Raw genomic sequence first — 25,526 nt, 5'->3', positions numbered from 1 at the left:
GGATCTTATAAGATGTGAGATCCGCACGATAGGCCGCAGCCCACACGGTCCGCAAGTCGGTCTTATAAGGTCTGGAGGTGGTCGACAACGTGTACTCCAGCAAGAGCGACGTCGCGTACGCCGAGCTCCGCGCCCGCATCCTCGACGGTCGCCTGGAGGCCGGCTCCAAGCTGATGCAGTACGTCCTGGCCGACGAGCTGGGCATCAGCATCACCCCGCTGCGCGAGGCGATCCGCCGTCTCAGCGGCGAGGGGCTCATCGACCTCGACGCCCACCGCAACGCCCGCGTCGCCCCCATGGACGCCGACGAGGCCCGCGAGCTCTTCGAGACCCGGCGCGCCCTCGAGTCGGAGGCGGTCGCGCTCGCGGCCACGCGGCGTACGGATGCCGACATCGAGCGCATGCAGGAGGCCCTGGGCCGGCTGCTGCCGGTGACCCAGCAGTGGGGCGAGGCCGCGCTCGTCGCGCACCGTGACCTCCACCGCGCGCTGTACGTCGCGTCGCACAACACCGTGCTGATCGCGCTGCTCGACGGGCTCTGGGACCGGTCCGACCGCTACCGCCGCGCCGGGCTCGAGCTGCCCCCGGGCGCGGAGCCGCGCACCCGCGACTTCGAGGAGCACGGCCGCCTCGTCGAGCTCGTCGTGGCGGGGGGCGCCGACCAGGCGGCCGCCCTCATGCGCAGCCACATCGACCACAGCCTGACCGCCACCGCGCTCGCCACCGAGGCGGGCGAGGAGGCGCTCAGCAGCTGAGGCCTACCGTGGACCCATGGCCACGACCGACCTGCGCGCGCAGATCCGCGACTTCCTCAGCACCCGGCGCGCCCGGATCACGCCCGAGCAGGCCGGCCTCCCGGCGTACGGCGGCAACCGACGGGTCAAGGGCTTGCGCCGCGAGGAGGTCGCGATGCTGGCCGGGGTCTCGGTCGACTACTACGTGCGCATGGAGCGCGGCAGCCTGGCCGGCGCATCCGAGGGCGTCCTCGAGGCCCTCGCCGGGGCGCTCCAGCTCGACGAGGCGGAGCGCACCCACCTCCTCGCCCTGGCCAGGGAGAGCGGAGCCGGTACGACGCGACGCCGCCGGGCCGCGCCCGTCAGCGTGCGCCCGGCGATCCAGCAGGTGCTGGACGCCATGACCGACGCCCCGGCCTGGGTGCGCAACGGTCGCCACGACATCGTCGCGATGAACCAGCTGGCCCGCGCCCTCTACAGCCCGGTGCTCGCCGATCCCGAGCGCCCGGCCAACACCACGCGCTTCGTCTACCTGCAACGCGAGGCCGCCGAGGAGTTCTTCGTCGACTACGACAAGATCGCCAACGACGCCGCCGCGATGCTCCGGCTCGAGGCGGGCAAGAACCCGCACGACAAGGCGCTGATCGAGCTGGTCGGCCGGCTCTCGACGAGCTCGGAGCTCTTCCGCCAGCGCTGGGCCTCGCACGACGTGCAGTTCCACCGCAGCGGTCGCAAGCGGCTGCGCCACCCCGCCGTCGGGCAGCTCGACCTCGACTTCGAGTCGATGGAGCTCGCCTCCGCACCCGGCCTCCACCTCGTCGTCCACACCGCCCCGGCCGGCACGCCCTCGGCCGACGGACTGCGCCTGCTCGCCTCGTGGGCGGCCTCGCAGGAGGATCTCGCCACCGAGACCGCGGCAACGACCTGACCCTCCCGCCGCGGGGCCCGCAGCGTCGCGGGACGGAGGGGGTAGTGCTGGTACCCCCCAGACCGGGCATCGATCCCGGCGCCACGTCGTTGGGACCGGACGTAAGCCGTCACACCACCCCCAAGGAGCACCCATGCAGGTCACAGCATTCGCTGCCCCCGCCGAGGGCGAGGCCCTCGCCCGTACCCAGATCACCCGCCGCGACGTCGGCGCCCACGACGTCCTGATCGAGATCACCCACGCTGGCATCTGCCACTCCGACATCCACACCGTCCGCGGCGACTGGGGTCCCCAGTCCTACCCGCTGGCCCCCGGCCACGAGATCGTCGGCACCGTCACCGAGGTCGGCCCCGAGGTCACCCGCCACGCCGTCGGCGACACCGTCGGCGTCGGCTGCATGGTCAACTCCTGCGGCGAGTGCGCCAACTGCCAGCGCGGCGACGAGCAGTACTGCGTCGAGGGCATGGTCGGCACCTACGGCGCCGAGGACCGCGACGGCACCGTCACCCAGGGTGGCTACTCCACCCACGTCGTCGTGAACGACGAGTACGTCCTGTCCGTCCCCGAGGGCCTGGACCCCGCCGCCGCCGCGCCGCTGCTCTGCGCCGGCATCACGACGTACTCCCCCCTCAAGCACTGGCAGGCCGGCCCCGGCAAGCGCGTCGCGGTCGTCGGCCTCGGCGGGCTCGGCCACATGGCCGTCAAGATCGCCCACGCGATGGGCGCCGAGGTCACCGTGCTCTCGCAGTCGCTGAAGAAGCAGGAGGACGGCCTCCGCCTGGGCGCCGACCACTACTACGCGACCAGCGACCCCGACACGTTCGAGTCGCTCGCCGGCTCGTTCGACCTGATCATCAACACGGTCAGCGCCAAGATCGACGTGAGCGCCTACCTCGGCCTCCTCGACGTCAACGGCTCCCTCGTCAACGTGGGCGCCCCGGCCGAGCCGCTGAGCCTCAACGTCTTCGCGCTGCTCACCAACCGTCGGTCCTACTCCGGCTCGATGATCGGCGGCATCGCCGAGACGCAGGAGATGCTCGACTTCTGCGCCGAGCACGGGATCGTCTCCGAGGTCGAGGTCATCGAGGCGGACCAGATCAACGAGGCGTACGAGCGCGTGCTCGCCTCCGACGTCCGCTACCGGTTCGTCATCGACGCGAAGACCTTCTGAGTCGTTCGTCGCCGTCGCTCCCCGGAGCCCTCGCACCCTCGTGGGTGCGGGGGCTCCGGTGCGTCCGGGGCAAAGTCGCTCGCGTGCGCGCCGTACGACGCCTAGCCTCCGAGGCGTGATGCCGTCCCGCTCGGAGGAGACCCGGTGACCGCACGACTCGAGGCGCTGACCATCCGTGCCACCGACCCCGACCGGCTGGCCCGCTTCTGGGTCGACCTCCTCGGCTGGGACGTGTCCCCCGACTCGACGACCCAGCTGGTGCCCACCGACGACACGGGCTTCGGGCTGCGGTTCGTGCCGGCCACGCACCCCCGCGTCGGGCTCAACCAGGTGCACCTCCACCTCGGGAGCGCGGAGCCGCAGGACCAGGCGCTCACCGTGCAGCGGGCCCTCGACCTCGGAGCCCGGCACCTCGACGTCGGCCAGCTGCCGGAGGAGGACCACGTCGTGCTGGCCGATCCCGACGGCAACGAGTTCTGCGTGATCGAGGCCGGCAACGGCTGGATGGCGGGTTGCGGGTTCCTCGGCGAGGTCGCCTGCGACGGCACCCCGGAGGTCGGCCACTTCTGGGCCGCGGCCCTCGACTGGCCGCTGGTCTGGGAGCAGGACGGCGAGACCGCGATCCGGTCACCCCACGGCGGACCCAAGATCGCGTGGGGCGGGCCGCCGCTCAACGAGAAGCACGGGCCGAACCGGATGTTCTTCGACCTCGTCACGTCCGGTGACCTCGCTGCGGAGGTCGAGCGGCTCGTGTCGCTCGGCGCGACCGTGCTCGAGCGCGTCGACGACGCCGCGGTGCTGGCCGACCCGGACGGCAACGAGCTCCGGCTGTCCCTCCGCTGACCCGCCCGGGCGGGCCTCGGGCGTGCACAACGAAGGCAGTTCGCGTGCCGATCGACATCGCCACGCGGGGCCGAGAGCTGCCGTCCACCAACTGCCTACGTCGTGCTCACTCGGCTCGGTCCGCGCGCTCGTCAGCCGGCGGTGAGCCAGACCGCCTGGTAGGGGCGCAGGCGTACGTCGCCCGGCCCCGCGAGGTGGGGCGGCTCGCCGCTGACCCGGTCCACGCAGCGGTCGGGGTCGAGGCCGAGGTCGCGCAGCCGGTCGCCCCAGACCCAGCGCTCGGTCGCGGTGACGTTGTAGGCGCTGACCATCGGGCCCAGCGGGTGCTCGCGCAGGGTCAGCAGGACGCCGGTGTCGTGGGGGTCGAGCACCGTGGTGCCGGTCGAGGCGTGCAGGTGCGGGGTCGCCGCGCGGGCCCGGACCAGGCGTCGTACGCGCTGGAGGAGCTCGCCGTCCTCGTCGACCGGCCAGGGCATGCGCGGGCGGTGCGCCCACCGGTTGTCGCCCTCGTGCCCGGGCTCGTCGGCCCAGTCGGGGTCGTTGAGCAGCCCCACCTCGTCACCCATCCACAGCACCGGCAGGCCGCCCCAACCCAGCACCACCGCGTGGGCCAGCAGGATCCGGTCCACGGCGAGCGGGTCTCCGCACTCGAGCCCGGCGAGGCTGGCCAGCGTGCCCGAGATGCGTCGGTCGCCGGTCGCGGGGTTGTGCTGGAAGACCAGCCCGCGCGCCCACGAGCCGGGGAAGTCGCCGCTGTAGAAGTCCGCGAGGAACGAGCGGTGGCTCCACCCGTCCAGCCCGACGGCCGCGGCGTCGCCGTCGTCGATGGCCCAGCCGATGTCGTCGTGGCAGCGGACGTAGGTGATCCAGGCCGTCGAGGCCGGGATCGGGTCGAGCCGCTGGAGCGCCTCGGTGGCCAGCCGGACGTCGCCTGCGGCGAGCATCGACCAGACCTGCACCATGAGCCCGTTGTGGTAGGCGAGGTCGCTGACCTTGCCGTGGTGGCGGCCCTTCCCGAGGTACTGCACGAGGTCGCGCGGCCCGACGATCGCCTCCGCCTTGAAGATGGTGGCGGGGGCGGCCAGGCGGGTGACCGTGCGCAGGGCCTGGGTGAGGGCGTGCACCTCGGGCTGGTTCTGGCAGGCGGTGCCGAGGCGCTTCCACGTGAACGCGATGGCGTCGAGCCGGATCGCCTCCACGCCGTGGTTGGCCAGGTGGAGCACGATGTCGGCGTACTCGCAGAAGACGTCGGGGTTGGCCCAGTTGACGTCCCACTGCCAGCTGTTGAAGGTCGTCCAGACCCAGGCCTCGAGGTCGTCGTCCCAGGTGAAGCTGCCCGGCGCGAAGTCCGGGAACACCTCGGGCAGCGTCGCCTCCCAGGCGTCCACGGCCGCCCGGTCCGCCTCGACGTGGAAGTAGTCGCGGTAGCGCTGCTCCCCCGCCCGGGCGCGCACCGCCCACTCGTGCTCCGCGGCGACGTGGTTGAGCACCAGGTCGAGGCACAGCGAGATCCCCTCGCCGCGCAGGGTGCCGGTCAGGTCGCGCAGGTCCTCCATGGTGCCCAGGTCCTCGCGGATGCTCCGGTAGTCCATGACCGCGTAGCCGCCGTCGTTGTCGCCCGGCCGCGGCTTGAGCAAGGGCAGCAGGTGGAGGTAGGTGACGCCGATGCGCTGGAGGTGCCCCACCTTGTCGGCCACCCCGCGCAGGTCGCCGGCGAAGCGGTCGACGTACGCCGCGTAGCCGACGGCCTCCGGTCGCTGGAACCAGTCCGGGGCCAGGGTGCGGCGCAGGTCGAGGGCGTGCAGCTCGTCGTCACGCTCCTCGAAGGCGCGCGCGGCGAGGGCGACGACCCGTTCGCCCACCGCGGCCGGGTCGGCGTACACCGACAGGCCGTCGAGGAGGTCCGGCCACCAGCGCTCGACCCGGGCCTCGAAGAGCTCGCGGCGGTGGGACGGGAGGGCTCCCAGGAGCTCGGCGAGGTCAGGCGGCGGGACCGACATGGAGACATCCAACCGCACGGGCGCGGCGTGGGGGTCAGACAGCGGCGCGGGTCGGGACGCCGTACGTCGTGGTGCGCTCGCGCATCGGGCGCCCGATGCCCTCCCCGATCTCGTGGAGGTCGGCGATGGTCTTGGCCGAGCCGTGCTCGGAGCCGGCCATCCGGGAGATGGTCTCCTCCATGAGCGTCCCGCCCACGTCGTCGGCACCGGCGCGGAGCATGGCCCGGGTGCCGTCGACGCCGAGCTTGACCCAGCTCGTCTGGATGTGGCGGATCGAGCCGTGCAGCATGATCCGGCCCATCGCGTGGACCGCGAGGTTGTCGCGCATCGTCGGGCCCGGGCGCGCGACGCCGGCGAGGTAGATCGGCGAGGAGGTGTGCACGAACGGCAGCGGCACGAACTCCGTGAACCCACCGGTCTCGTCCTGGATCCGGCGCAGCACCCGCAGGTGCTGCACCCAGTGGCGGGGGTTGTCGACGTGGCCGTACATCATCGTCGAGCTCGACGGCAGCCCCACGCGGTGCGCCGTGCTGACCACGTCGATCCAGGTCCGGGTCGGCAGCTTGCCCTTGGTCAGGATCCAACGCACCTCGTCGTCGAGGATCTCCGCCGCGGTGCCGGGGATCGAGCCCAGGCCGGACTCCTTGGCCCGGATCAGGAAGTCCTCGACCGACAGGCCGGTGCGGGTCGCGCCGTTGACGATCTCCATCGGGGAGAACGCGTGCACGTGCATGCCCGGCACGCGCTCCTTCACCGCGGCGGCGAGGTCGAAGTAGGCCGTGCCGGGCAGCTCGGGATCGATGCCGCCCTGCATGCAGACCTCGGTCGCACCCAGCTCCCACGCCTCGACCGCCCGGTCCGCGACCTGGTCCAGCGACAACGAGTAGGCATCCGCATCCGTGCGCCGCTGGGCGAACGCGCAGAACCGGCACCCGACGTAGCAGACGTTGGTGAAGTTGATGTTGCGGTTGACGACGTAGGTCACGTCCTCGCCCACGGTGTCGCGGCGCAGGTCGTCGGCCAACCGGCACACCTGCTCCAGCAGGTCGCCCTCGGCGGTCATCAGGGCCAGAGCCTGGTCGTCGGTCAGGCCCGCCGGGTCCGCCTCGGCGGCGCGCAACGCGGCCCAGCTGTCGCCGGTCAGTGCGCTCTCGCTGGCGGATCCGCGGGCGGCGACGCTCGTGCGGAGCTCGTCCCAGTCGCCGTACACGCTGTCGAAGTCGGCCCGCCGGTCCTCGGTCCGGCCCTCGGTGTCGATGCTCGCGTGCAGGTCGACCCGGCCCCGACCGTCGCCGTGGAACTCCAGGCCTCCGTCGGGGGCCTGCCACGGCAGGCCGCTCGGACGTACGCCGTCACGGGCCAGGCCGTCGGGCCCGGCCAGCGCCGCCACGTGGGCCGCGACCCGCGGGTCGAGCCACGGCTCCCCCGCCAGCACGTATTCCGGGTGCACCGTCAGCCGCGGCCGCAGCTCCAGCCCGGCCTCCGCGGTCAGCGCACGCAACCGCTCCAGCGACGGCCACGGCCGCTCCGGGTTGACGTGGTCCGGCGTCAGCGGCGACACCCCACCCCAGTCGTCGATGCCGGCATCGAGGAGCAACCGGCACTCGTCCGTGTCGGTCAGGTTGGGCGGCGCCTGGACGCGCGCCTTCGGCCCGAGCACGATCCGGGTGACCGCGATCGCGGCGCGGTACTCGTCGAGCCCGAGGTCGTCGACGTGGCGCATCGCGGTGTCGGGCTTGGCCCGGAAGTTCTGCACGATGACCTCCTGCAGCCCGCCGTACCGGCGCCCCACCGCGCGGAGAGCGAACACCGTCTCGGCGCGCTCGGCCAGGGTCTCGCCGATCCCGACCAGGAGCCCGGAGGTGAACGGGACCGACAACCGGCCCGCGTCCTCGAGCACCCGCAACCGGACCTCGGGGTCCTTGTCCGGTGACCCGAAGTGCGCCAGCCCCTTGGTCTCGAAGAGCCGCTGCGAGGTCGTCTCCAGCATCATCCCCATCGACGGGGAGACCGGCTTGAGGCGCGTCATCTCCTCCCACGACATGACACCCGGGTTGAGGTGCGGCAGCAGCCCCGTCTCCTCCAGCACCCGCACCGCCATCGCCCGGACGTAGGCCAGCGTCGAGTCATAACCCTGCTCGTCCAGCCACGCCTGCGCCTCGGGCCACCGCTCCTCAGGACGGTCGCCCAGGGTGAACAGCGCCTCCAGGCACCCCAGCTCGGCACCCTCGCGGGCGATCGCCACGATCTCGTCCGGCGACAGGTACGGCGCCCGCCCCCCACGCTCCGCCTGCGCCGGCGACTCCACGAACGTGCAGTAGTGGCAACGGTCCCGGCACAACCGGGTCACCGGGATGAACACCTTCGGTGAGTACGTCACCACGCCCGGCCGACCCGCGGCCACCAGCCCGGCGTCGCGCACCCGCGCAGCCACGGCCGTCAGCCGGTCGAGGTCCTCACCGGTTGCCGCCAGCAGCACCGCGGCCTCGTCCACGTCGAGGGCCGCACCCCGCTCGGCGCGCGCGAGCGCCCGACGTACCTGCTGCGGGGTGGGCACCGTGTCGGTCATGCGCCCATCCTCTCGCGACCGCGCGAGGGAGCTTCCGTCGGCCGGGTGTGGGGCTCGAGGGACATGGCCTCAACCACGCTCTTCGCGCGTGGGTTGAGGCCATGCTCGACCGCTGCAGACAAGGAGCGCACGTCATCCACGTCGCAGCGCAGACCCGGCAGCTCCAGGCGCACCCCTCGGGCGCCGACCTCACGGTGGCGGCTCGCGGAGCGGCCACCGAACCGGGGCACCAGGCCACCGCTGGGACCGGCCAGCAGGGTCGTGCCACCGCCCCACGCATCCTCGACAAACACCACGTCCCCACCGGCGCGGGCGTCACCCAGCACGTGATCGAGCTCGCACGCCCGCAGGGCCGGCAGGTCCGCCATCAGTACCGCCGTAGGCCGTCGCGACCCCACCCCCAGCCGACGAAGAGCCCACCGGAGCTCGGAGTTGAGCTCCCGTGTCCCCCCGGGGCGCATGGACCTCGCGCCGAGCCTCCCGACCTCCCGGGCCACCTGCCGGTCCCGGGTGAGCACCACGACCTCCCCAACCCACCGTGCCCCCAGCGCCACCTCGACCGTGTCCACGGCGAACGCCAGCGCCAGTCGGTGACGTGTCGCCTCGTCCACCTCGAGCCGTGTCTTGGCGTGCCGCAGCTCCTTGACCGGGACGACGACCCTGAAGTCGCCTTCAGGAGAGCCCAACAACTCGAATCCCGGCGTGCGTCTTGTTGCGGATGTTGATTCCGATCAGCAGGGGCGTCAGACCTTCCACCATCCTGCTCATCTCAAGTCGGCCCGCATCCACGACGCGTAGACCGTCGATGTTGGCAAGAACCTCCGTCACGACCCTCTTGTCCTCCGCCGAGTCGCCGCAGACGAGGGTGTCCTGGTCCAAAGACTCGTCCAGCCTCTCCAGGGTCGCTGCGCTGAGGGTGTGCAAACCCGACACGACACCGATGTGGTCGGGGACCGCGCCGCGCGCCTGTTGGGCCGCCGAGCCGCTCCACACACCAATCAACTGCGTCGGTCTGCCACCCACCGCCGGTCCGAGTGGCACCGTCGCGTCGAGCACGACTTGCCCCGCGCGCAGCTCCCCCGCCACCGACTTCAAGGTCGACACCTGGTTCGCAAAGGGAACAGCCACCACGACGACCCGGTCTGCGGCCGCGGCCGCGGCTTCGTTGGACCCACCACGGAACTCACCGTCAGGCACGGCGACGGCCGCGCGCTCCGCAGCCTGCTCCGCCCGCTCCGACGACCGCGAGCCGATCACCACCGACACACCGGCTCGACCCAACCGCAGGGCCAAGCCGTACCCCAGGTTGCCGGTGCCACCCAGTATGGACACGGTCTCGCTCATCGCGAACCCCTCCCCGGTGCGGCGGAGTCGACGGTGCAGGCGCTGGGTGGCGGGACGATCTCGGACATGGGCAGTACCTCTCGTCGACTTGATGGACTTGGCTGGAGGAGCAGGGGCAGCGGTCGGTGCTCATCTGCCGAGGAAAGCAGCCATCCGCTCGATGGCCCGGGGACTCCCGGCCAGCTTCGAGATGGCCTCGGCCTCGGCGGCTAAGTGCGGGGTCAGGTCGCAGCCGTCCGCCTCACGCACCAGGCGCTTGGTCTCACGCAGTACTTCGCCGGGCAGTGCCAGCATGGAAGACATGACATCCTCGACGGCGCGGTCGAGGTCTACGTCGTCGACCACACGACCCAAGATCCCCCACGCACATGCCTCCTCGGCACCGAGCCGGCGGTTGGTCAGCAGCCAGTCGCTCGCCCGCCGGGTACCGACGACTCGGGGCAGGTGCCAGCTCACGCCCGCATCGGGGGTGAGGCCGACAGCGGCGTACGCCGGGGTGAAGGTCGCCCCGCGGCCGCCGACTGCCACGTCAGCCGCAAGGACGAAGCCGAGCCCGGCACCGGCCACGGCACCCTGGACACGCACCACTACCGGAATCGGCAACCGGTGCAGACGGCCCATGCCCCGGTGCGCGTAACCGGCCATTCGCAAGACGTGCGGGGGCGCGGCGGCTGGGTCGCCGGGAAAGTCGCCCAGGTCCCCGCCGACGCAGAAGTGCCTGCCCTCACTCGCGATCAGGACGCAGTCCACCCTGCCATCGTCCCCGAGCCGGGCCAGCTCATCGGTCACTTCGTCCAGCTGCTGCACGAAGGCGAGGTCGATCGCGTTGCGTCTCTCCGCCCCGGTCAGCCTCACAACGGCGAGGCGGCCGTCGACCTCAAGCCGCACCCGCTCGGGAGTCACACGAGCTCCAGCACGGTGGCGTTGGCCTGTCCGCCGCCCTCGCACATCACCTGGAGCCCGAACCTACTGCCGCGGCGGCGCATCTCCGAGATCATCGACGTCATCAGGCGCGTGCCGCTGGCGCCGATCGGGTGTCCGAGGGAGATGGCGCCACCGTTGACGTTCACCGTCTCCATGTCAGCGTCCAGCTCGCGGGCCCAGGCGAGGACAACGGACGCGAAGGCCTCGTTGACCTCGACCACCCCGATGTCCTCGAGGGACAGTCCGGTGCGTTCCAGAGCCCGGCGGGTGGCAGCGATGGGACCGGTCAGCATCAGGTGAGGGTCAGAGCCTACTACCGACAGGTGGTGCACGCGCGCCAGCGGCTGGAGACTGTGCTCCTGCACTGCGCGCTCGCCGGCCACCAGCACTGCCGAGGCTGCGTCGGAGATCTGGCTGGACACTGCGGCGGTCAGTCGGCCGCCCGGTTGCAGAGTACGCAGGCCCGCCATGGTCTCGAGACTGCTGTCGCGCCGGGGGCCTTCGTCCGTGGAGAGGTCACCCCACGGCACGATTTCCTCCTCGAAGAGGCCGTCGTCGATGGCCGCGACCGCGCGACGGTGACTCTCCAGAGCGAGCTCCTCCATCTCCTCGCGACTGATCGACCAGCGCTCCGCGATCGCCTCGGCCCCATGGAACTGGCTGACAGGCCGGTCGCCGTACCGCTGTGTCCAGCCGACCGAGGAGCGGAAGGGGTCGTCGCCCAGTCCCATCTCGGCCCCGGCGCGCTGCGAAGTGCCCATCGGCACCATGCTCATGTTCTGCACACCCCCGGCCACCACGAAGTCGGCGGTCCCGCTCATTACTGCCTGTGCGGCGAAGTGCACGGCCTGCTGCGACGAACCGCACTGGCGGTCGATGGTGACACCCGGGACGTGGGTCGGCAGGCCTGCGGCAAGCCATGCCGTGCGGGCGATGCAACCGGTCTGCGGCCCGATGTTGTCGAGGCACCCCAGTATCACGTCGTCCACCAACCCGGCGTCGATCCCCGAGCGCTGCACCAGCTCCTGCAGGACGTGCGCGGCCAGGTCCGCCGGGTGGACCGAGGCCAGACCCCCGCCTCGTTTGCCGACCGGCGTGCGGGCGGCTGCGACGATGTATGCGTTGTTCATGGTGCCTCCTTGTTCGTGCGGGGGTCTGAGCGCCCGAGGGCGCCGCGTCACCAGCTGGCGACGAGGGCGCGCCGGTGGTCGGCGGGGTGTCCCAGGAGGGACAGGTCGGCCAGCGCGCGCTTGTAGTAGAGGTGGGCGTCGTGCTCCCACGTGAAGCCGATGCCACCGTGCAGGTGGACGGTCTCCCGGGCAATGAGCACGAACGCGTCGGCCGCGACGGACTTCGCGAGGGATGCGGCATCCACGAGGTCGGCAAGGAGCTCCGCATCGGAGACCGGGGATCCGATGACACGGTCGAGGGCCGTGGCGGCTGCTTCGACACAGGCCTGCGCCGCCTCCAGGTCGCCGTGCAGATCCGCGAGGCGGTGCTGAACAGTCTGGAACGACCCGATCGGGCGGTCGAACTGGTGCCGCAGGCGCACGTAGTCCATCGTCGAGTCGAGGCTCGCACGAGCACCTCCGACCGCCTCGGCGGCCAGCAGGACCGTGGATTCGGCGAGGGCGGCACGGAGGCCGGCGACGGTCACGTTGCCGAGCTCCTCGCCAAGTGTCCTGTCCAGGTCGACGCGTGCCCGGTTCCGGGTGGTGTCGATGGTGTCCTGCGGCGTCGTCGACAGGCCGGGCGCGCCTTGCTGGACGACGACCACGCCCAGGTCGTCGGTCCCCTCGACGTCGGCGAGAACCAGCAGCCAGTCGACGGACGCCGCGTCGCAGACGAAGGGGGCGCTGCCGCTCAGACGAGATCCGTCCGCGGTCCGGGTCAGGATCGGCCGTTCCGGGGCCGTCGGCGCGAGAGGACCACCTGTGCCGGCCGCGACGCCCGTCCCGAGCAGCCCACGGTCCGCGCCAGCCAGCGTGGCGGTGGCCACGCCGGCGAGCAACGGGGACAGCAGTCGTCGCTGCTGGTCGGTCGAGGCGTTGGCGAGAAGCACGGGAGCAGCGAGGACCTGCGAGCCGAGGAACGGCGAGCGGGCGAGGTGGTGGCCGTGTGCCTGGGCAACCAGGATGCTGTAGGCCGACGAGAGTCCCTGGCCGCCTACCTCGACAGGTTGATGGAGGCCCAGCAGCGAGTGTTCCTCGGCCGTGCGCCGCCAAGCCTCGCGCCGTGCCCCGCCGTCCACCGCGGGAAGTCGGGGGTCGTCGTCGCCGTGGAGGGCCGCCACCATCGTGTGGACGGCGGCACGCATCTCGCGCAGTTCGGCAGGGTCGACGACCGGCGGTGCCGACGTCGTCATCGCGTCACTCACCGACGACACCCTCCCGGAGGACCCGCTTGAGCACCTTCTGACTGGCGTTGCGAGGGAGCTCGTCCACGAAACAGATCCGTGACGGGCGCTTGAAGCGGGCGAGGTAGGTGCCGCAGTGGTCGATGACGTCCTGCTCCGTGAGCTCGGTGCCCGGGCGGCGCACGATGAAGGCCATCGGTGTCTCACCCCAGCGTTCGTGCGGGACGCCGATGACGGCCACCTCCGCCACCTGCTCGAGGTCGGTGATGCAGTACTCGACCTCGGAGGGGTACACGTTCATGCCCCCACTGACGATCAGGTCGGTACGCCGCTCGGTGACGTAGACGTAGCCCTCGGGGTCCATCGCGCCGAGGTCACCGGTGTGGAACCAGCCGTCCCGGAACGCCGCGGCGGTGGCCGCCTCGTTGCGCCAATAGCCAGTGACCAGCGCCGGCGTCTTGACAACGAGCTCTCCGATGGTCGTGCCGTCGTGCGGACACTCCTGGCCGTCTTCGTCAACCACCCGGACCACCACGTCGATGCAGGGTCGGCCGACGGAGGCGAAGAAGTCCTGAGCGGACGAGCCCTTCACCACGTCGTCCACGTCCGTGACGGTGAAGAGGCTTCCCGATCCCTCGGTCATACCCCAGCCCTCGAGGTAGCGATGCCCGATGACCTCGGCCCAACGCTCGAGCTGCGCTGGGCTGGCCTTGGAAGCCGAGTGGACGATCGAGCGCACCTGCTGCCACTTCTCGGGCTGCTCACGGGCGATCTCCGTCATCGGAGCGATCCATGGCGACGCGACGAAGGTGAAGGTGCCCCGCTCCTCTCCCATCGCGTCCATAGCGTCCTGGGGCCCGTCGACGGGGGCAACGATGACGATCGTGCCCCGCACGAAGATGTGTGAGATGAGCAGCCCAAGCACCGTCGCGACGAACGACATGTTGGCGTAGTAGAGGACGACGCTGCCCTGCGGAGTGCGGTACGAGTGCGCATGGTTGCGAGAGGTGTTCTTGAGCGAGCGATGCGTGACCATGGCGCCCTTGGGGCGGCCGGTCGTGCCACTCGTGTACGACAGCACGTAGAGGGCGTCGTCGTTCGGCTCGGGCGGTGGGACCAGCCCGCCCGAGCGGACCAACGCCTCGTAAGGGGTGTCGACCGCGTGCCAATCCCCGACAGGAACGAGGCACCGCAGGGCGAACTTGTCGGCCAGCGTCTGCGCCTGGTCGGAGTGGGACTCGAGGTGGAACATGCCCACCGCACCCGAGTCCTCGAGCTGGTAGGCGGCCTCATGCTCGGTGAAGAGGATGTTGACCGGCACCAGGACGAGGCCAGCCTTGGCGACGGCGAGGTAGATCTCCAGGTACTGGGGGCAGGTGCCGAGCCAGGCGGCCACGCGGTCGCCCGGTTCGAAACCGGCCTCCAACAGCGCGTTCGCCAAGCGCGTGGCCCGTTCCTCGAACTCCGCGTAGGTGCGCACGAGGCCGTCGCGGGTCCGGATCGCCACTCGCTCCGGATACTGCAGTGCCGCGTCGCTGAGAAGCCGGCCGATCTGATCCACGAACATCTCCTACCAAGTGGTTGGTTGGTTAGGTTACGGCGTCCGATCGGCCACCGCAATGACCGAGAGGCGCCGCCCGGCTCAGCCCCGAGGGCCGATCCACCGGAAGGCGAAGTCTTGCTCCCCCGTCACCCTCAGGGTGCGTCGGGTGAACAACCATCGACCCCCGCGCCGCACCAGCTCGTCCTCGTAGCGGGCCCACAGCAGACCGTCCGGGCGCTCCTCGAGGAACCGGTGCCAGGCGTACAGGTAGGTCGTGGCTCGCGCCGCGTCGTCCCCGGTCAGGTCGACCCGGATGTTGGACACGTGATGACTGGTCGCGGCGAAGGTGGAGAGCAGGCGAGCGACCAGGCTCGACACGCCGTCACGCCCGCGGGCCTCCCCCTTGCTGCCCTCGAAGACGCGGAAGACGCAGTCCTCGGTGAAGAGGTCTGCGACGGCGTCGGCCCGCTGGTCGTCGATCGCCGCAGCGTAGGCCGTGATCACGTCCGCGACCGCCGCCCGATCCTCGAGCGACCGGTCGACCGAATGACGTCCACACGCCTCACAGGCGTCACTGCCATCCATGTCGCTCCTCCCTGTCCTAGACGAGTGCGATGGCATTGGCAGGGGATCCAACGCCGCCGACGAGGTGGAGCGGAACGGAGACGAAGAGGAACTCCCACCGGCCGGTGCCCGCGCACAGCTCGGAGAGCTCCTCGAAGTCGAACAGCTCCCCCAGCGGCATGCCGAGCATGGTGATGAGCCGGTGGTGCAGGTAGCCGTCACGCTTGTCCCCGGGCTGCACTTCCACCGTCGGGTTGTCGCAGGCGACGGCCCCCACGCGGGCGTCCCACAGGAAGCGGGCCATCTCGGGGCGTGCGCTGAGGCCGACTCCCACCGGCGACCCCATGACCCGCTCCCGGTCGGCCGCGTCCAGGCGGTCGTAGGCGTCGTGCCAACCGAATCGGAGGCACAGGATGTCCCCTGGCCGCAGGGCGACGTCCTGCGCGGTGGCGATCTCGCGGAGCTGTTCGGGGTCGATCGCCCGCCGCTCCAGCGCGTCGTACGCACCTTGCGCGCCGAGGTGCCGCGCGACGTCGAGCAGCACGCCGCGACCGACGACCCCCGAGCGTGCGAGGACGTCGATCCCCAAAGGGTCGCCCGGCGCCGGCGGACTCTGCCGACCCCCATAGAAGCCGTGCTCCTTGTGCCGCACGTGCAACAGGCCGTCCCACTGCGAGGAGGACTGCATGTCGAGCCCGTCGACCCGGTCGCCCCAGCTGAAGCCATTGGCCTGGTAGACCGAGTGGACCAACGAGCTCCTGCCGTACGGCGGCGGGTCCGGCTGGCCCAGCGGCAGGGTGAGGCACACGGAGCGACCGGTCCTCGCGAGCGCCAGAGCGTCGAAGCGATCCCGCTCGGTCAGGTGGTTCAGTGTGCCGAGGCGGTCCTCGCGCCCGAAGTGGTCCCAGGCATGGCGGAGGTCGGTGCCCTCCAGCACCGGCAGGTCGTCGTACGACGGATACATCCGACCTCCTTCGAACCTTGCTCGGGGACACGACGCTGGGTACAGTACCAAGCAAGCGCTTGGGTGGCCAGAGTCCATCCGAAGGAGACCACGTGCAGCTGCAACCGTTCGGGACGTTCACCGCGCCACTGGAGCGAGTCGAGTTCGTCGGGACCACACCTCGGGGTCGCCGTCTGGTCGGTCCCATCGTGAACGCCCGCCTCCAGGGCGAGCACGTCCGTGCCAGCCAGCGTGGTCGGTCCGCGGCCGACTGGCTCATCACGGGGCCTGGAGGCGCCACCGTCATCGACGTGCGTATCAGCCTCAGGTGCGACGACGGGGCCTTCCTCCAGGTGTCCTACTCCGGACGCACTGACTGGGCGGGGGGTGTCGGCAGCGGCGCCGTCTACTCGGCCTTCCGTTTCGAGACCGGGGACGATCGCTACCGCTGGCTCCACTCGCGCCTGGTCGTTGGCAAGGGCCAGGTCCACGAGGACCACGGCGTCTACGACCTGTTCCTGCTCACTTGAGCCCTCCGAGGAGGAGAAGCACATGATCAAGCTGATGTTCTGCCTGCGCCGCCACCCGAGCCTGACCCGCGAAGAGTTCCTCGCCCATTGGCGAGGGCCCCATGCGGCCCTCGGAGTGGCCGGGGCCACTGCACTCGGCGCCCGACGGTACGTGCAGAACCACACCCTGACCCACGACCTCAACGCAGCCCTCCAGGCCTCGCGCCAGGCACCGGAAGCCTTCGACGGCGTGGTGGAGCTGTGGTTCGACTCCACCGACGCCGTGTCGACGACGTTCACCGACGAGGATGCTCGCCGGGCGGTCCGCGCCCTGATCAAGGACGAGCCGAACTTCATCGACCTCGAGAACTCGCCCATCTTCCTCACCGAGGAGCACGAAGTGTGGGACTCCGCCTCGTGACCGATGCCCTCGCCTGGCACCGCGAGGTGCTGGAGCGCAGGCCCAGGAGGCTGACCTCGGTGGTCGCCGGAGCCGCCATCGCGGTGCGCTCCTGGGGCGACACCGCCGCACCCTCCGTCGTCCTCCTCCACGGCGGGGCAGCCCACGGCGGATGGTGGGACCTCGTGGCCCCTGCCTTGGCGGACCGGTTCCACGTGCTCGCGCCCGACCTCTCCGGGCACGGTGACAGCGACTGGCGTACGGCCTACGGCCTCGAGGCATGGAGCGCCGAGGTCGCCCGGGTGGTCCGCGACCACACGACGACACCTCGTCCCGTCCTGGTCGGGCACAGCATGGGCGGACACGTGGCGCTGGCCCTGGGACGCAACGAGGGCGCGCGCCTCGGCGGGGTCGTCGTCGTGGACTCCGAGCTGCGCAAGCGCGAGAGCGGGCCGCGCCGCAGGCGCTGGACCGCGATCGACCCGCAGCAGCGTCCGGTCTACCAGGACGAGACCACGATCCTGTCGCGCTTCCGCACGCTGCCCGACGACTGCCGGGCACCGTCCCTCGTGCTCGACCACGTGGCCCGTCAAGCCGTCATCGGTCACGTCGATGGCTGGTCCTGGAAGTTCGACCGCCGATTCGTGGAGCACGAGCCCCTCGTCCAGGAGGACCTCGCCCCCTTGGCCTGCCCCGTCCGGGTGATCCGCGGCGAGCACGGCCTCGTCGGTGCCGACATGGCTGCCTCCGTCGAGGAGCGCCTTCGTCCGCGACTGCCCACCGTCACAGTGGCCGACGCCGGCCACCACGTCCCCCTCGAGGAGCCCCGGCGCCTCGCAGGAGTGATCTCCGAGATCGCCACCGCATGGTCCACACCGTCGTCCTACCAACCGTTGGAGAACCGATGAGTCACTACCGCACCAATCTCACCGACGTCCGCTTCAACCTCTTCGAGGTCTTCGGTCGCGACCAGGTGCTGGGCACCGGGCCGTGGACGGACCTGGACCGCGAGACCGTGGAGGACATGCTGACGGCAGGTGCGGAGCTTGCTGAGACCGCGCTGGCCGCCTCGTTCGCCGACGACGAGCACGGTGTCGTGGAGTTCGACCCGGCCACCCACTCGGTCCGGCTCTCCCCGGCCTTCCACCAGTCGTACAAGAGCTACGTGGCCGCCGAGTGGTGGCGGATGGACGTCGGTCCCGAGCTCGGCGGGATCGCCGCACCTCAATCGGTGCGATGGGCAATGTCAGAGTTCCCGCTAGGCGCCAACCCGGCCGTCTTCCTCTACGCCTCGGGGTGGCCCCAGGCCGAGATCCTGCACCGCCAGGGCAACGAGGAGCAAAGACGCGTCGCCGAGCTGATGGTCGAGCGCGGTTGGGGCGCCACCATGGTGCTGACCGAGCCGGACGCCGGCTCCGCGGTGGGCTCGGGCAAGACCAGGGCGGTGCCTCAGCCCGATGGCTCGTGGCATCTGGAGGGCGTCAAGCGCTTCATCACCAGCGCCGAGCACGACCTCACCGACAACATCGTCCACCTCGTGCTCGCCAGGCCGGTGGACACTCCGGGCGTCGGCGGCCCCGGCACCAAGGGCCTCAGCCTGTTCATGGTCCCCAAGTTCCACATCGACGTGGAGAGCGGGACCCTGGGCGACCGCAACGGCGTCCGCGTGACCAACATCGAGTCCAAGATGGGCCTTAAGGTCTCCGCGACCTGCGAGCTGACCTTCGGCCAGGACGAGCCCGCGGTCGGCTGGCTCGTCGGTGACGCGCACGATGGCATCGCCCAGATGTTCGAGGTCGTCGAGTACGCGCGCATGCTGGTCGGCACCAAGGCCATGGCCACATTGTCGACGGGCTACCTGAACGCGCTCGACTACGCGCGTACGCGCCTGCAGAGCCCCGACCTGACCCGCAAGGGCGACCGAAGCGCGCCGGACATCGCCATCATCGGGCACCCGGACGTGCGCCGATCCCTGATGGTCCAGAAGGCGTACGCCGAGGGCATGCGGGCCTTGGTCACGTTCGCCGCATGCAACCTCGACGACATCGTCCTGGCCGAGCACGAGGGGCGTGACACCACCGCGCTCGCCGCGCGGAACGACCTGCTCCTGCCGGTCGTCAAAGGCTATTGCTCCGAAAAGGCCTACGCCACCCTCACCGAGAGCCTGCAGGTCTTCGGCGGCTCGGGCTACCTCCGCGACTACCCCGTCGAGCAGTACATCCGCGACGCCAAGATCGACACGATCTACGAGGGCACCACCGCCATCCAGGGCATCGACCTCTTCTTCCGCAAGGTCAGGCGCGACGGCGGGACGGCACTCGGCCTCCTCCTCACCGAGGTCGACGCGTTGGTCGACGGGCTGGGCGCCGGTCCACACACGGCCCTGGCCGACGCGTTGCGCGAGGCGCTGACGGCCGTACGCCGCAGCCAGCAGGTGCTGGTCGAGTGGGCGGACGCCACAGGGGACGATCCGAGGTCCGTCTACCTCGTCGGCCAGAACACGACACGATTCCTGATGATGGTGGGCGACCTACTCCTCGGCTGGCTGCTGGCACGTCAGGCCCTCGTGGCCTCCGTCCGACTGGAGTCGGGGGAGCCCGGGGTGGCCCGCCCTGACTTCTACACGGGCAAGGTCGCGGTCGCGCGCTTCTTCGCGACGGAGCGGCTGCCCCTGTTGTCCGAGGAGGCGGACATGCTCACCGCCAGCACCCAGGACCTCATGGACATGCCCGACTCCGCCTTCTGACTGAGGCCCGGTGGTCTGCGCAGACCGGCCACCGGGTTCTGGGTCTCACGGACCACGGGCTTGTCCGTCCTGCGCGGTGTCGAGTTCGACGTCAGGTCGTGCAGGATCCCGGCAGCGCTCCGTCAGGCGACCGACACGGACAGGTAGCGGTCCTGGAGCTCGGCGTCGGCTGCGAAATCCGCAGTAGGACCCGCATGCACGACTCGCCCAGTCTCGAGGACGTAGACGCGAGACGTCAGGCTGGTGACGAACGGCAGGTTCTGCTCCGCCAGCACGATGGTGACGTCGAAGAGCTCCGGCAGCCGCGCGATGGCGTCCGCGATCCCCTCGACGATGAGCGGAGCCAAGCCCTCGGTCGGCTCGTCGAGCAGCAGGAGGGCGGGCCGGGGGACCAGCGCCCGTGCGATGGCGACGAGCTGCTGCTCGCCACCACTGAGCTGGTTGCCCTTGCGGTTGATCAACTTGTCGAGCAGCGGCAGGGAGTCCAGCAGTTCGTCGACGCCGACGGGTTCCCGGTCCCCGCACGCGAAGCGGGCCAGGTCCAGGTTCTCCCGCACCGTCAGGTTGCTGAATATCCGGCGGTCCTCAGGCACCCAGGCCACTCCGGCCCGGGCAATCTGGTCGGCCGTCCTCTTGGCCACCGATCGACCGGCCACGAAGATCTCCCCCGACGAACGTAGCTCCAGGTTCATGATCGCGTTGAACGTGGAGCTCTTGCCCGCGCCGTTGCGACCGAGCAACCCCACCACCTCTCCGACGCCGACCTCGAGGTCCACGCCGAAGAGGGCCTGCGCCGACCCGTACCAGCCGTCGAGTCCTCGGACCGACAACATGCTCGAACGCTCCGAGCCACTCATGACGCACCTCGTCCCAGATAGAGTTCCTTGGTCACCGCATGGTCAGCCACGTACTGCGGGGAGCCGTCGAGGACAACCTTGCCGTTGGCCATCAGCACCACCCTCTCGGCGAGGGAGTGGATGACCTCCATGTCGTGGGCCGTGAGAATGATCGTCATCTCCCGGCGTTCCTCGAGCAGGGCGCCCAGCTGCTTGGTCGCAATGCGCGCATCGTCGTACCCCATCCCCGCTGTCGGCTCGTCGAGCAGCAGCAGCGTCGGCTTCTGAACGACGGCCATCGCCATCTCGAGCGTCTTGCGGGCCCCCTGGGCCAGCGAGGAAGCCAGCACGTCCGACAGGTCCGCCAGACCGGCGGCCACCATTGCGGCCTCCGCCTCCTCGGTCACGTCCGGCCGGGTGGACAGTGCGTCCCAGAAGCGGATCCCTTGGCGCTGGCCGGTCAGGGCGGCGAGGAAGAGGTTCTCCCGGACGGTCATCGTCGGCATGAGGCGGGCAACCTGGAAGGTGCGGCTGATCCCAGCCCGGGCACGACGCGACGAGTGGTGCGTGGTGACGTCCTTCCCGTTGAACCACACGGACCCTTCTGTCGGCCGGTGCTCCCCCGCGATCATGCCGAAGAGCGTCGACTTCCCAGCTCCATTGGGCCCGATGATCGCCAGGCGCTCACCCCGCTGCACCTCCAGGTCCACGGCCTGCACGGCGGGGACACCCTGATAGGCCTTGGACGCAGCCCTGAGCTCCACCATCGCGGTCATCGCAGGGCCTCCTCGTCGCCGGCGGAGACCGGTGAACCGTCGGGAACCGACTCGTCCGCGAGTGAGCCGGTGGGCGCCGGTGGTATGGATGGGGGTCCTGAGGCGCGGCGCCGGTTGCGCACCCTGCCGGGCAGCGACACGAGGCCCTGCGGCAGTGCGATGACGATGACGAGCAGGAGCAGGCCCACGAACATGCTTGAGTCGTGGAGCAGGTTGCTGATGAGCGTCTGGGACCAGATGAGCACGATGGCTCCCAGGATCGGGCCGCCGAAGCGGCTCATGCCACCGATCAGGCACGCCACGAGGATCTCGCCCGAGATGGCGAAGCTCAGCATCCCAGGACTCACCACCCCTTGTCCCTGCGCGAGCAATGCCCCGGCCACGGCAGAGAGGGCGGCGCTGACGGCAAAGGCGCACACCTGCACCCGTCGCACGTTGATGCCCAGCGCCGCCGAACGCCACGGGTCGTCCCGGACGGCGCGCATGGCCATCCCGGCCGTGGACCGATGCAGCAGCCACAGGAGCCAGACGCAGAAGCCGACTACGGCGATCGTGTAGTACCAGAGGTCGAGGTCGGAGGTCAGCGGGTTGCTGATGATGTTGACGGAGAACAGCCCATGGAAGCCGTCCTCGCCCTTGAGCCACGAGACCCGATAGGTCAGCAGCCACAGCACCTGCGCCAGCACCAGGGTGAGGATGGCGAATTCGGCACCGCTGGTGCGCAGGGCGAACAGGGCGAAGACGGCGGCCACCACGGCTGCGACGAGGGCGGCGGCGAGGAGCATCACCAGGCCCGGCGTCTCCGGCCGGTTCTCGTGGATGAGTGCCATCGTGTACGCCCCGATGCCGAAGAAGGCGGCCTGCCCGAACGACAGGAGGCCGGTCCAGCCGAAGAGCACTGACGTGCTCATGGCGAACAGCACCCACACCGCCGCGGTCGTCCAGGTGAACAACGGGCTGCCGCCGAAGAAGACCGGCATCAGCACGGCAACCACGGCGAACCCGATCAACACGTGAACCCCCGATCTGGTGACTACGGGGAACCGCCGGCCGATCGTGGTCATGGTCATCTCACCTGGCCATCTGGGTAGAACGGGAGGGGGATCCGAAGATCCCCTGCGGACGGAACATCAGGAACAGCGCCACCACGAGGTAGTAGCTGAAGCCGCTGAGGGAGGGGGCCACCCGGAACAAGGCACTCTCCAGAACACCCAGGGCCAGGGCCGCGATCAGAGCGCCGGGCACCGAGCCGAGTCCACCCACGATGATGACGATGAAGGCCGGGAGCATGTAGTCCGAGCTCAGGGCCAGGCTCTCGTCGATGGAAGACACCGGCGCGATCAGGGCGCCGGCCACGCCGGCCAGGAAAGCACCAATCGCAAAGATGCTGGTGGAGACCCGCTGGACGCGGATGCCCAGGGCGAGGGCCATGGTCCGGTCGTGGGACACCGCGCGCACCCGGGTCCCGAGCGACGTCCGGGTGAGGAGGAGGTACAAGCCGGCCGCGATCACACCGCCGACCGCGACCAGCGCCAGGTCGTACTGGCCCACGCGGGCACCGCCAACGTCGAACGAGCCGTTGAGCGCCTCGGGATAGGCCACGGTCCGCGGGTTGGTCCCCCAGATGAGGAGGGCGATGCCGACCAATGCCAGGAAGAGGGCGAACGCGCCGAGGAAGCTCACCGTCGAGCCGGCCTTGTAGAGGGGGCGAAACACCGCCACCTCGCTCACGACGCCGATCAGCATCACCCCGACACCGGCAAGGAGCACGGACAGGCCGAAGGCCGCCAGGCTCGGGCCCTGCAAGGTCGTGGTGACGATGAGTGCCCCGATGAGGAAGAAGCCGCCGTGGGCGAAGTTGAGGACGTGCAGGACGCCGTAGATGAGCGTCAGTCCGCTCGCCACCACGAAGATCGGTACGCCCTGGGCGATACCGGCGACGACAATGGGAACCAGGTCGTTCATGGGTGCTCTCCGTTCTTGTCGGAAGGGCTCACCTGGCGGTGCGCCGGGCGAGCCCTCCCGACCTGGTTCGGCGTGGCGTCAGTCGACCGGGAACACGTCGCACTCGGTGATCGAGACGCCCTGAGGGGCGTCCGGGTCACCCTGCAGCAGGGCTGTCGTGACACCGCCCTTGCCTGCGTGGCTCTCGGCACCGATGTCCATCGTGGGACCCATGGGAGTCTCGATCGACAACCCCTGCAGCGCCTCCTGCACCTCGGCCGAGTCGGTGGTCCCGGCCTCGGTCACCGCCGCCTCGAGCAGCTTGATCGCCAAGTAGCTCTGGTAGGCGCCAGCGTCCGGCTTCTCGCCCGTCATCTCCTCGAACTCGGCCACGAAGGCGTCATTCTCGGGGTCGTCCTGACAGGCGTAGAAGTAGTCGTGGACGTTGTAGATCGGCGGGGCCTCACCGTCGAGCGCCGTAGCCGTCGGCCAGTAGACGCCCGTCTGCGCAAGCACTCCGTACTCATCGAGCAGCCCAGTGGGCTTGGCCTGCTGGATGAAGCTGGTGGTGCCGGCGCCGTACACACCGAGGAACAATCCGCGGTCACCCTTGTCGCCCGCGGAGACGAGCCCGGAGATCTCCTTGCGCATGCTGGTGGCGCCGATCGGCACTGAGTACTGCTCGCCTACCGTCACCTCGCGCCCCAGCTCGGCCTCCATGGCCTCCTTGGCGATGTCCCACGAACCACGCATCACCTCGACGTCGTAGGTGACGACGTCCCAGGTCTCGATGTCCGGGTAACGCTTGGCCAGACCGGTGCCGATAGCGGTGGCGAGGTCAGTCATCTGCTGACCGATCATGAAGAAGTTGTCGGTGATGGGCGGGTCCACCAGCTCGGGCGAGGTGCAGTGCGCGCCGATGAAAGTCAGGTTGAAGCGCTGCGAGGCCTCGGCCGAGGACTTGCACAGGTCCGACGTCTGGCCACCGATGGCCAGCTGGACACCTTCGTCGTTGAGGTCGCGGACGACCGTGGCACTGCGGGCCGGGTCGAGCTGGTCATCGACCTCGACCAGCTCGATCTCCCACTGGCCGTCGATGCCTCCCTCGTCGTTGATCATCTTGGCCGCCACCTCGGCGCCTTGGCCCTCGAGCTTTGCGATGGTCGCCTGGACCCCCGAGAACGGCAGGACGACGCCGACCTTCACGGTCCCCTCGTCCGCGCTACCTGCCTCAGACTTGCCACAACCTGCCAGCACGAGGCCCGACAGGGCGAGCGCCACCGTGGTCCGTAGTACGAGTGCGTTCTTCATGCCCTAGTTCTCCTGTCTGAAATCTTCGAAGATCGCATTGAGACGATCGGGTTCGCCCACGGGCCATCCGTAGTACGACGAAGTGCGGTCCGCCCGCGTGCCCAGGTGCTTGCGCGCCAGGTCGGGCATCTCCTCGGGCCGTCCCGAGATGGCGAAGTGGTCGACGAAGTCCGCCGGCACCACCTCCGCCAGCCGGTCCCAGTCACCGGACTTGCTAAGCGACGTGAGCTCCGGTTGGAGCTCCCCGTAGCCGATCGCGTCGAGCACGGGCCGGTAGGCCGGTGTCGAGCCGTAGAACGCGAGCTGGGCCGTCACCTCGCGCCGCTTCTGGACGACCTCCTCCTCGGTGTCACCCATCGCCATGAACATGGGGATCGAGATCTCGATGTCGTCGAGCGTCCGGCCCGCCTTCGCGAGACCTCGTTCGATGGCCGGGAAGGTGACCTCGTCGAGGTACGACGGGTTCGTGAACGCGTGGAGGATGATCCCGTCGGCCACCTCGGCGGCCATCTCGAGCATCTTGGGCCCCACAGCAGCCAGGTGGATCGGGATCCGGTGATCGTGCGACCGGGGCGCCCAGAACGGACTCATCAGCGTGTGGGTGTAGCGCTCCCCCTCGAACTCCAGGCGCTCTCCGGTGCGCCACGAGTCCCAGATGGCCCGCAGCGCCAGCACGAACTCCCGCATCTGCCCGACAGGGCGGTCCCACGTCATCGAGTAGCGGCGCTCCACGTGAGCCTTGATCTGGCTCCCCAGGCCCAGCGTGAAGCGACCGTCGGAGACGTCCGCGATGTTCCAAGCGCTGTAGGCCACCGTCATCGGCGTACGGGCCAGGGCGACAGCGATTGCGGTCCCGAGCTGCACGGTCTCCGTCTGCCGGCCGACCTCGTAGGCCTGGAGGAAGACGTCCAAGCCGGTCTCGGTGCACCACACCGCGTCCAAACCGGACTTCTCCGCCCGTACAGCTCGCTCGCCGGAGACGAGGAGGTCTTTCTCGATCAGGGTCGTGTCGATTCGCAACGGTCGAACCTCTCGGGTGACTGGCAGGTCGCTCTTAACCAAGCGTTTGCTTGTTAGAGTATTGG

The 25,526-nt window shown here is 70.1% G+C and carries 24 protein-coding genes; 8 read left to right on the top strand and 16 right to left on the bottom strand.

All coding sequences use genetic code 11. The features are described from left to right. The first annotated feature begins 77 nt into the window (after positions 1 to 77). From DAE25_RS00795 to DAE25_RS00780, 4 genes are all read left to right on the top strand, one after another. Entirely contained in the window at positions 78 to 755 is a 678-nt protein-coding gene (locus DAE25_RS00795) for a GntR family transcriptional regulator (protein WP_199907380.1), read from the top strand. Between the two features lie 16 nt (positions 756 to 771). Next, on the top strand, positions 772 to 1,662 hold the full coding sequence (locus DAE25_RS00790) for a helix-turn-helix transcriptional regulator (RefSeq protein WP_107764371.1): 891 nt from the start codon (positions 772 to 774) through the stop codon (positions 1,660 to 1,662). A 133-nt stretch (positions 1,663 to 1,795) separates the two neighbouring features. Continuing rightward, on the top strand, positions 1,796 to 2,833 hold the full coding sequence (locus tag DAE25_RS00785) for an NAD(P)-dependent alcohol dehydrogenase (protein WP_107764370.1): 1,038 nt from the start codon (positions 1,796 to 1,798) through the stop codon (positions 2,831 to 2,833). Positions 2,834 to 2,977: 144 nt separating this feature from the next. Further along, complete coding sequence (locus tag DAE25_RS00780) at positions 2,978 to 3,676, top strand: VOC family protein (RefSeq protein ID WP_107764369.1); 699 nt, start codon at positions 2,978 to 2,980, stop codon at positions 3,674 to 3,676. A gap of 131 nt (positions 3,677 to 3,807) precedes the next feature. Here DAE25_RS00780 and DAE25_RS00775 read toward each other — a convergent pair whose 3' ends face one another. The 10 genes from DAE25_RS00775 to DAE25_RS00730 form a co-directional block, all read right to left on the bottom strand. Beyond that, the gene (locus DAE25_RS00775; protein ID WP_107764368.1) at positions 3,808 to 5,676 is read right to left on the bottom strand and encodes an alpha-amylase family protein; all 1,869 of its coding nucleotides are present in this window, start codon (positions 5,674 to 5,676) and stop codon (positions 3,808 to 3,810) included. A 34-nt stretch (positions 5,677 to 5,710) separates the two neighbouring features. After that, positions 5,711 to 8,245 carry a bifunctional FO biosynthesis protein CofGH gene (locus tag DAE25_RS00770; RefSeq protein ID WP_107764367.1) on the bottom strand — a complete coding sequence of 845 codons (2,535 nt, stop codon included), beginning with the start codon at positions 8,243 to 8,245 and terminating at the stop codon, positions 5,711 to 5,713. Then, positions 8,242 to 8,931, bottom strand: coding sequence for a 2-phospho-L-lactate guanylyltransferase (gene cofC, locus DAE25_RS00765; protein WP_107764884.1), 690 nt, complete (start codon positions 8,929 to 8,931; stop codon positions 8,242 to 8,244). The genes DAE25_RS00770 and cofC overlap by 4 nt, the downstream gene beginning before the upstream one ends. Beyond that, the gene (npdG, locus tag DAE25_RS00760) at positions 8,918 to 9,589 is read right to left on the bottom strand and encodes an NADPH-dependent F420 reductase (protein WP_107764366.1); all 672 of its coding nucleotides are present in this window, start codon (positions 9,587 to 9,589) and stop codon (positions 8,918 to 8,920) included. Before npdG ends, cofC begins: the two co-directional genes overlap by 14 nt. 129 nt (positions 9,590 to 9,718) lie before the next feature. After that, entirely contained in the window at positions 9,719 to 10,492 is a 774-nt protein-coding gene (locus DAE25_RS00755) for an enoyl-CoA hydratase/isomerase family protein (RefSeq protein WP_159083505.1), read from the bottom strand. After that, positions 10,489 to 11,643, bottom strand: a complete 1,155-nt coding sequence (locus tag DAE25_RS00750) for an acetyl-CoA C-acetyltransferase (RefSeq protein ID WP_107764364.1) — start codon at positions 11,641 to 11,643, stop codon at positions 10,489 to 10,491. Before DAE25_RS00750 ends, DAE25_RS00755 begins: the two co-directional genes overlap by 4 nt. Before the next feature lie 47 nt (positions 11,644 to 11,690). Beyond that, a complete protein-coding gene (locus tag DAE25_RS00745) occupies positions 11,691 to 12,890 on the bottom strand; it encodes an acyl-CoA dehydrogenase family protein (protein WP_159083504.1) in 1,200 nt (399 codons plus the stop codon). Further along, a complete protein-coding gene (locus tag DAE25_RS00740) occupies positions 12,883 to 14,430 on the bottom strand; it encodes a class I adenylate-forming enzyme family protein (protein ID WP_159083503.1) in 1,548 nt (515 codons plus the stop codon). The genes DAE25_RS00745 and DAE25_RS00740 overlap by 8 nt, the downstream gene beginning before the upstream one ends. Before the next feature lie 81 nt (positions 14,431 to 14,511). Then, on the bottom strand, positions 14,512 to 14,997 hold the full coding sequence (locus DAE25_RS00735; RefSeq protein WP_267895239.1) for a nuclear transport factor 2 family protein: 486 nt from the start codon (positions 14,995 to 14,997) through the stop codon (positions 14,512 to 14,514). A 16-nt stretch (positions 14,998 to 15,013) separates the two neighbouring features. Next, complete coding sequence (locus tag DAE25_RS00730; RefSeq protein WP_159083501.1) at positions 15,014 to 15,940, bottom strand: cyclase family protein; 927 nt, start codon at positions 15,938 to 15,940, stop codon at positions 15,014 to 15,016. 92 nt (positions 15,941 to 16,032) lie between these two features. Between DAE25_RS00730 and DAE25_RS00725 the strand changes: the two genes are divergently transcribed. Genes DAE25_RS00725 through DAE25_RS00710 form a run of 4 tightly spaced genes read left to right on the top strand, consistent with a single transcriptional unit; the run spans position 16,033 to position 19,574 of the window. Next, the gene (locus tag DAE25_RS00725) at positions 16,033 to 16,449 is read left to right on the top strand and encodes a DUF3237 domain-containing protein (RefSeq protein ID WP_159083500.1); all 417 of its coding nucleotides are present in this window, start codon (positions 16,033 to 16,035) and stop codon (positions 16,447 to 16,449) included. Between the two features lie 22 nt (positions 16,450 to 16,471). After that, positions 16,472 to 16,849: an EthD domain-containing protein gene (locus DAE25_RS00720; RefSeq protein ID WP_107764359.1), complete on the top strand. Its 378-nt coding sequence runs from the start codon at positions 16,472 to 16,474 to the stop codon at positions 16,847 to 16,849. Continuing rightward, positions 16,831 to 17,736, top strand: a complete 906-nt coding sequence (locus DAE25_RS00715) for an alpha/beta fold hydrolase (RefSeq protein WP_159083499.1) — start codon at positions 16,831 to 16,833, stop codon at positions 17,734 to 17,736. Before DAE25_RS00720 ends, DAE25_RS00715 begins: the two co-directional genes overlap by 19 nt. Then, complete coding sequence (locus DAE25_RS00710; RefSeq protein ID WP_107764357.1) at positions 17,733 to 19,574, top strand: acyl-CoA dehydrogenase; 1,842 nt, start codon at positions 17,733 to 17,735, stop codon at positions 19,572 to 19,574. Before DAE25_RS00715 ends, DAE25_RS00710 begins: the two co-directional genes overlap by 4 nt. Before the next feature lie 122 nt (positions 19,575 to 19,696). On the opposite strand, the gene DAE25_RS00705 is transcribed toward DAE25_RS00710, so the two are convergent. The 6 genes from DAE25_RS00705 to DAE25_RS00680 form a co-directional block, all read right to left on the bottom strand. Then, a complete protein-coding gene (locus DAE25_RS00705; protein WP_159083498.1) occupies positions 19,697 to 20,407 on the bottom strand; it encodes an ABC transporter ATP-binding protein in 711 nt (236 codons plus the stop codon). Between the two features lie 20 nt (positions 20,408 to 20,427). Next, positions 20,428 to 21,186 carry an ABC transporter ATP-binding protein gene (locus DAE25_RS00700; RefSeq protein ID WP_107764355.1) on the bottom strand — a complete coding sequence of 253 codons (759 nt, stop codon included), beginning with the start codon at positions 21,184 to 21,186 and terminating at the stop codon, positions 20,428 to 20,430. Next, positions 21,183 to 22,199: a branched-chain amino acid ABC transporter permease gene (locus DAE25_RS00695; protein ID WP_159083497.1), complete on the bottom strand. Its 1,017-nt coding sequence runs from the start codon at positions 22,197 to 22,199 to the stop codon at positions 21,183 to 21,185. Before DAE25_RS00695 ends, DAE25_RS00700 begins: the two co-directional genes overlap by 4 nt. Positions 22,200 to 22,257: 58 nt before the next feature. Next, a complete protein-coding gene (locus DAE25_RS00690; RefSeq protein WP_107764353.1) occupies positions 22,258 to 23,151 on the bottom strand; it encodes a branched-chain amino acid ABC transporter permease in 894 nt (297 codons plus the stop codon). A gap of 78 nt (positions 23,152 to 23,229) precedes the next feature. Continuing rightward, positions 23,230 to 24,441 carry an ABC transporter substrate-binding protein gene (locus DAE25_RS00685; protein ID WP_107764352.1) on the bottom strand — a complete coding sequence of 404 codons (1,212 nt, stop codon included), beginning with the start codon at positions 24,439 to 24,441 and terminating at the stop codon, positions 23,230 to 23,232. Between the two features lie 3 nt (positions 24,442 to 24,444). Continuing rightward, positions 24,445 to 25,461: a TIGR03617 family F420-dependent LLM class oxidoreductase gene (locus tag DAE25_RS00680; protein ID WP_159083496.1), complete on the bottom strand. Its 1,017-nt coding sequence runs from the start codon at positions 25,459 to 25,461 to the stop codon at positions 24,445 to 24,447. Between the last annotated feature and the right edge of the window lie 65 nt (positions 25,462 to 25,526).

This window comes from Nocardioides terrigena (assembly GCF_003047265.1).
In the GTDB taxonomy this organism is placed as follows: domain Bacteria; phylum Actinomycetota; class Actinomycetes; order Propionibacteriales; family Nocardioidaceae; genus Nocardioides; species Nocardioides terrigena.
The sequence above is the reverse complement of the archived record's forward strand: the minus strand, read 5'-3'. Positions and strand labels throughout refer to the sequence as shown.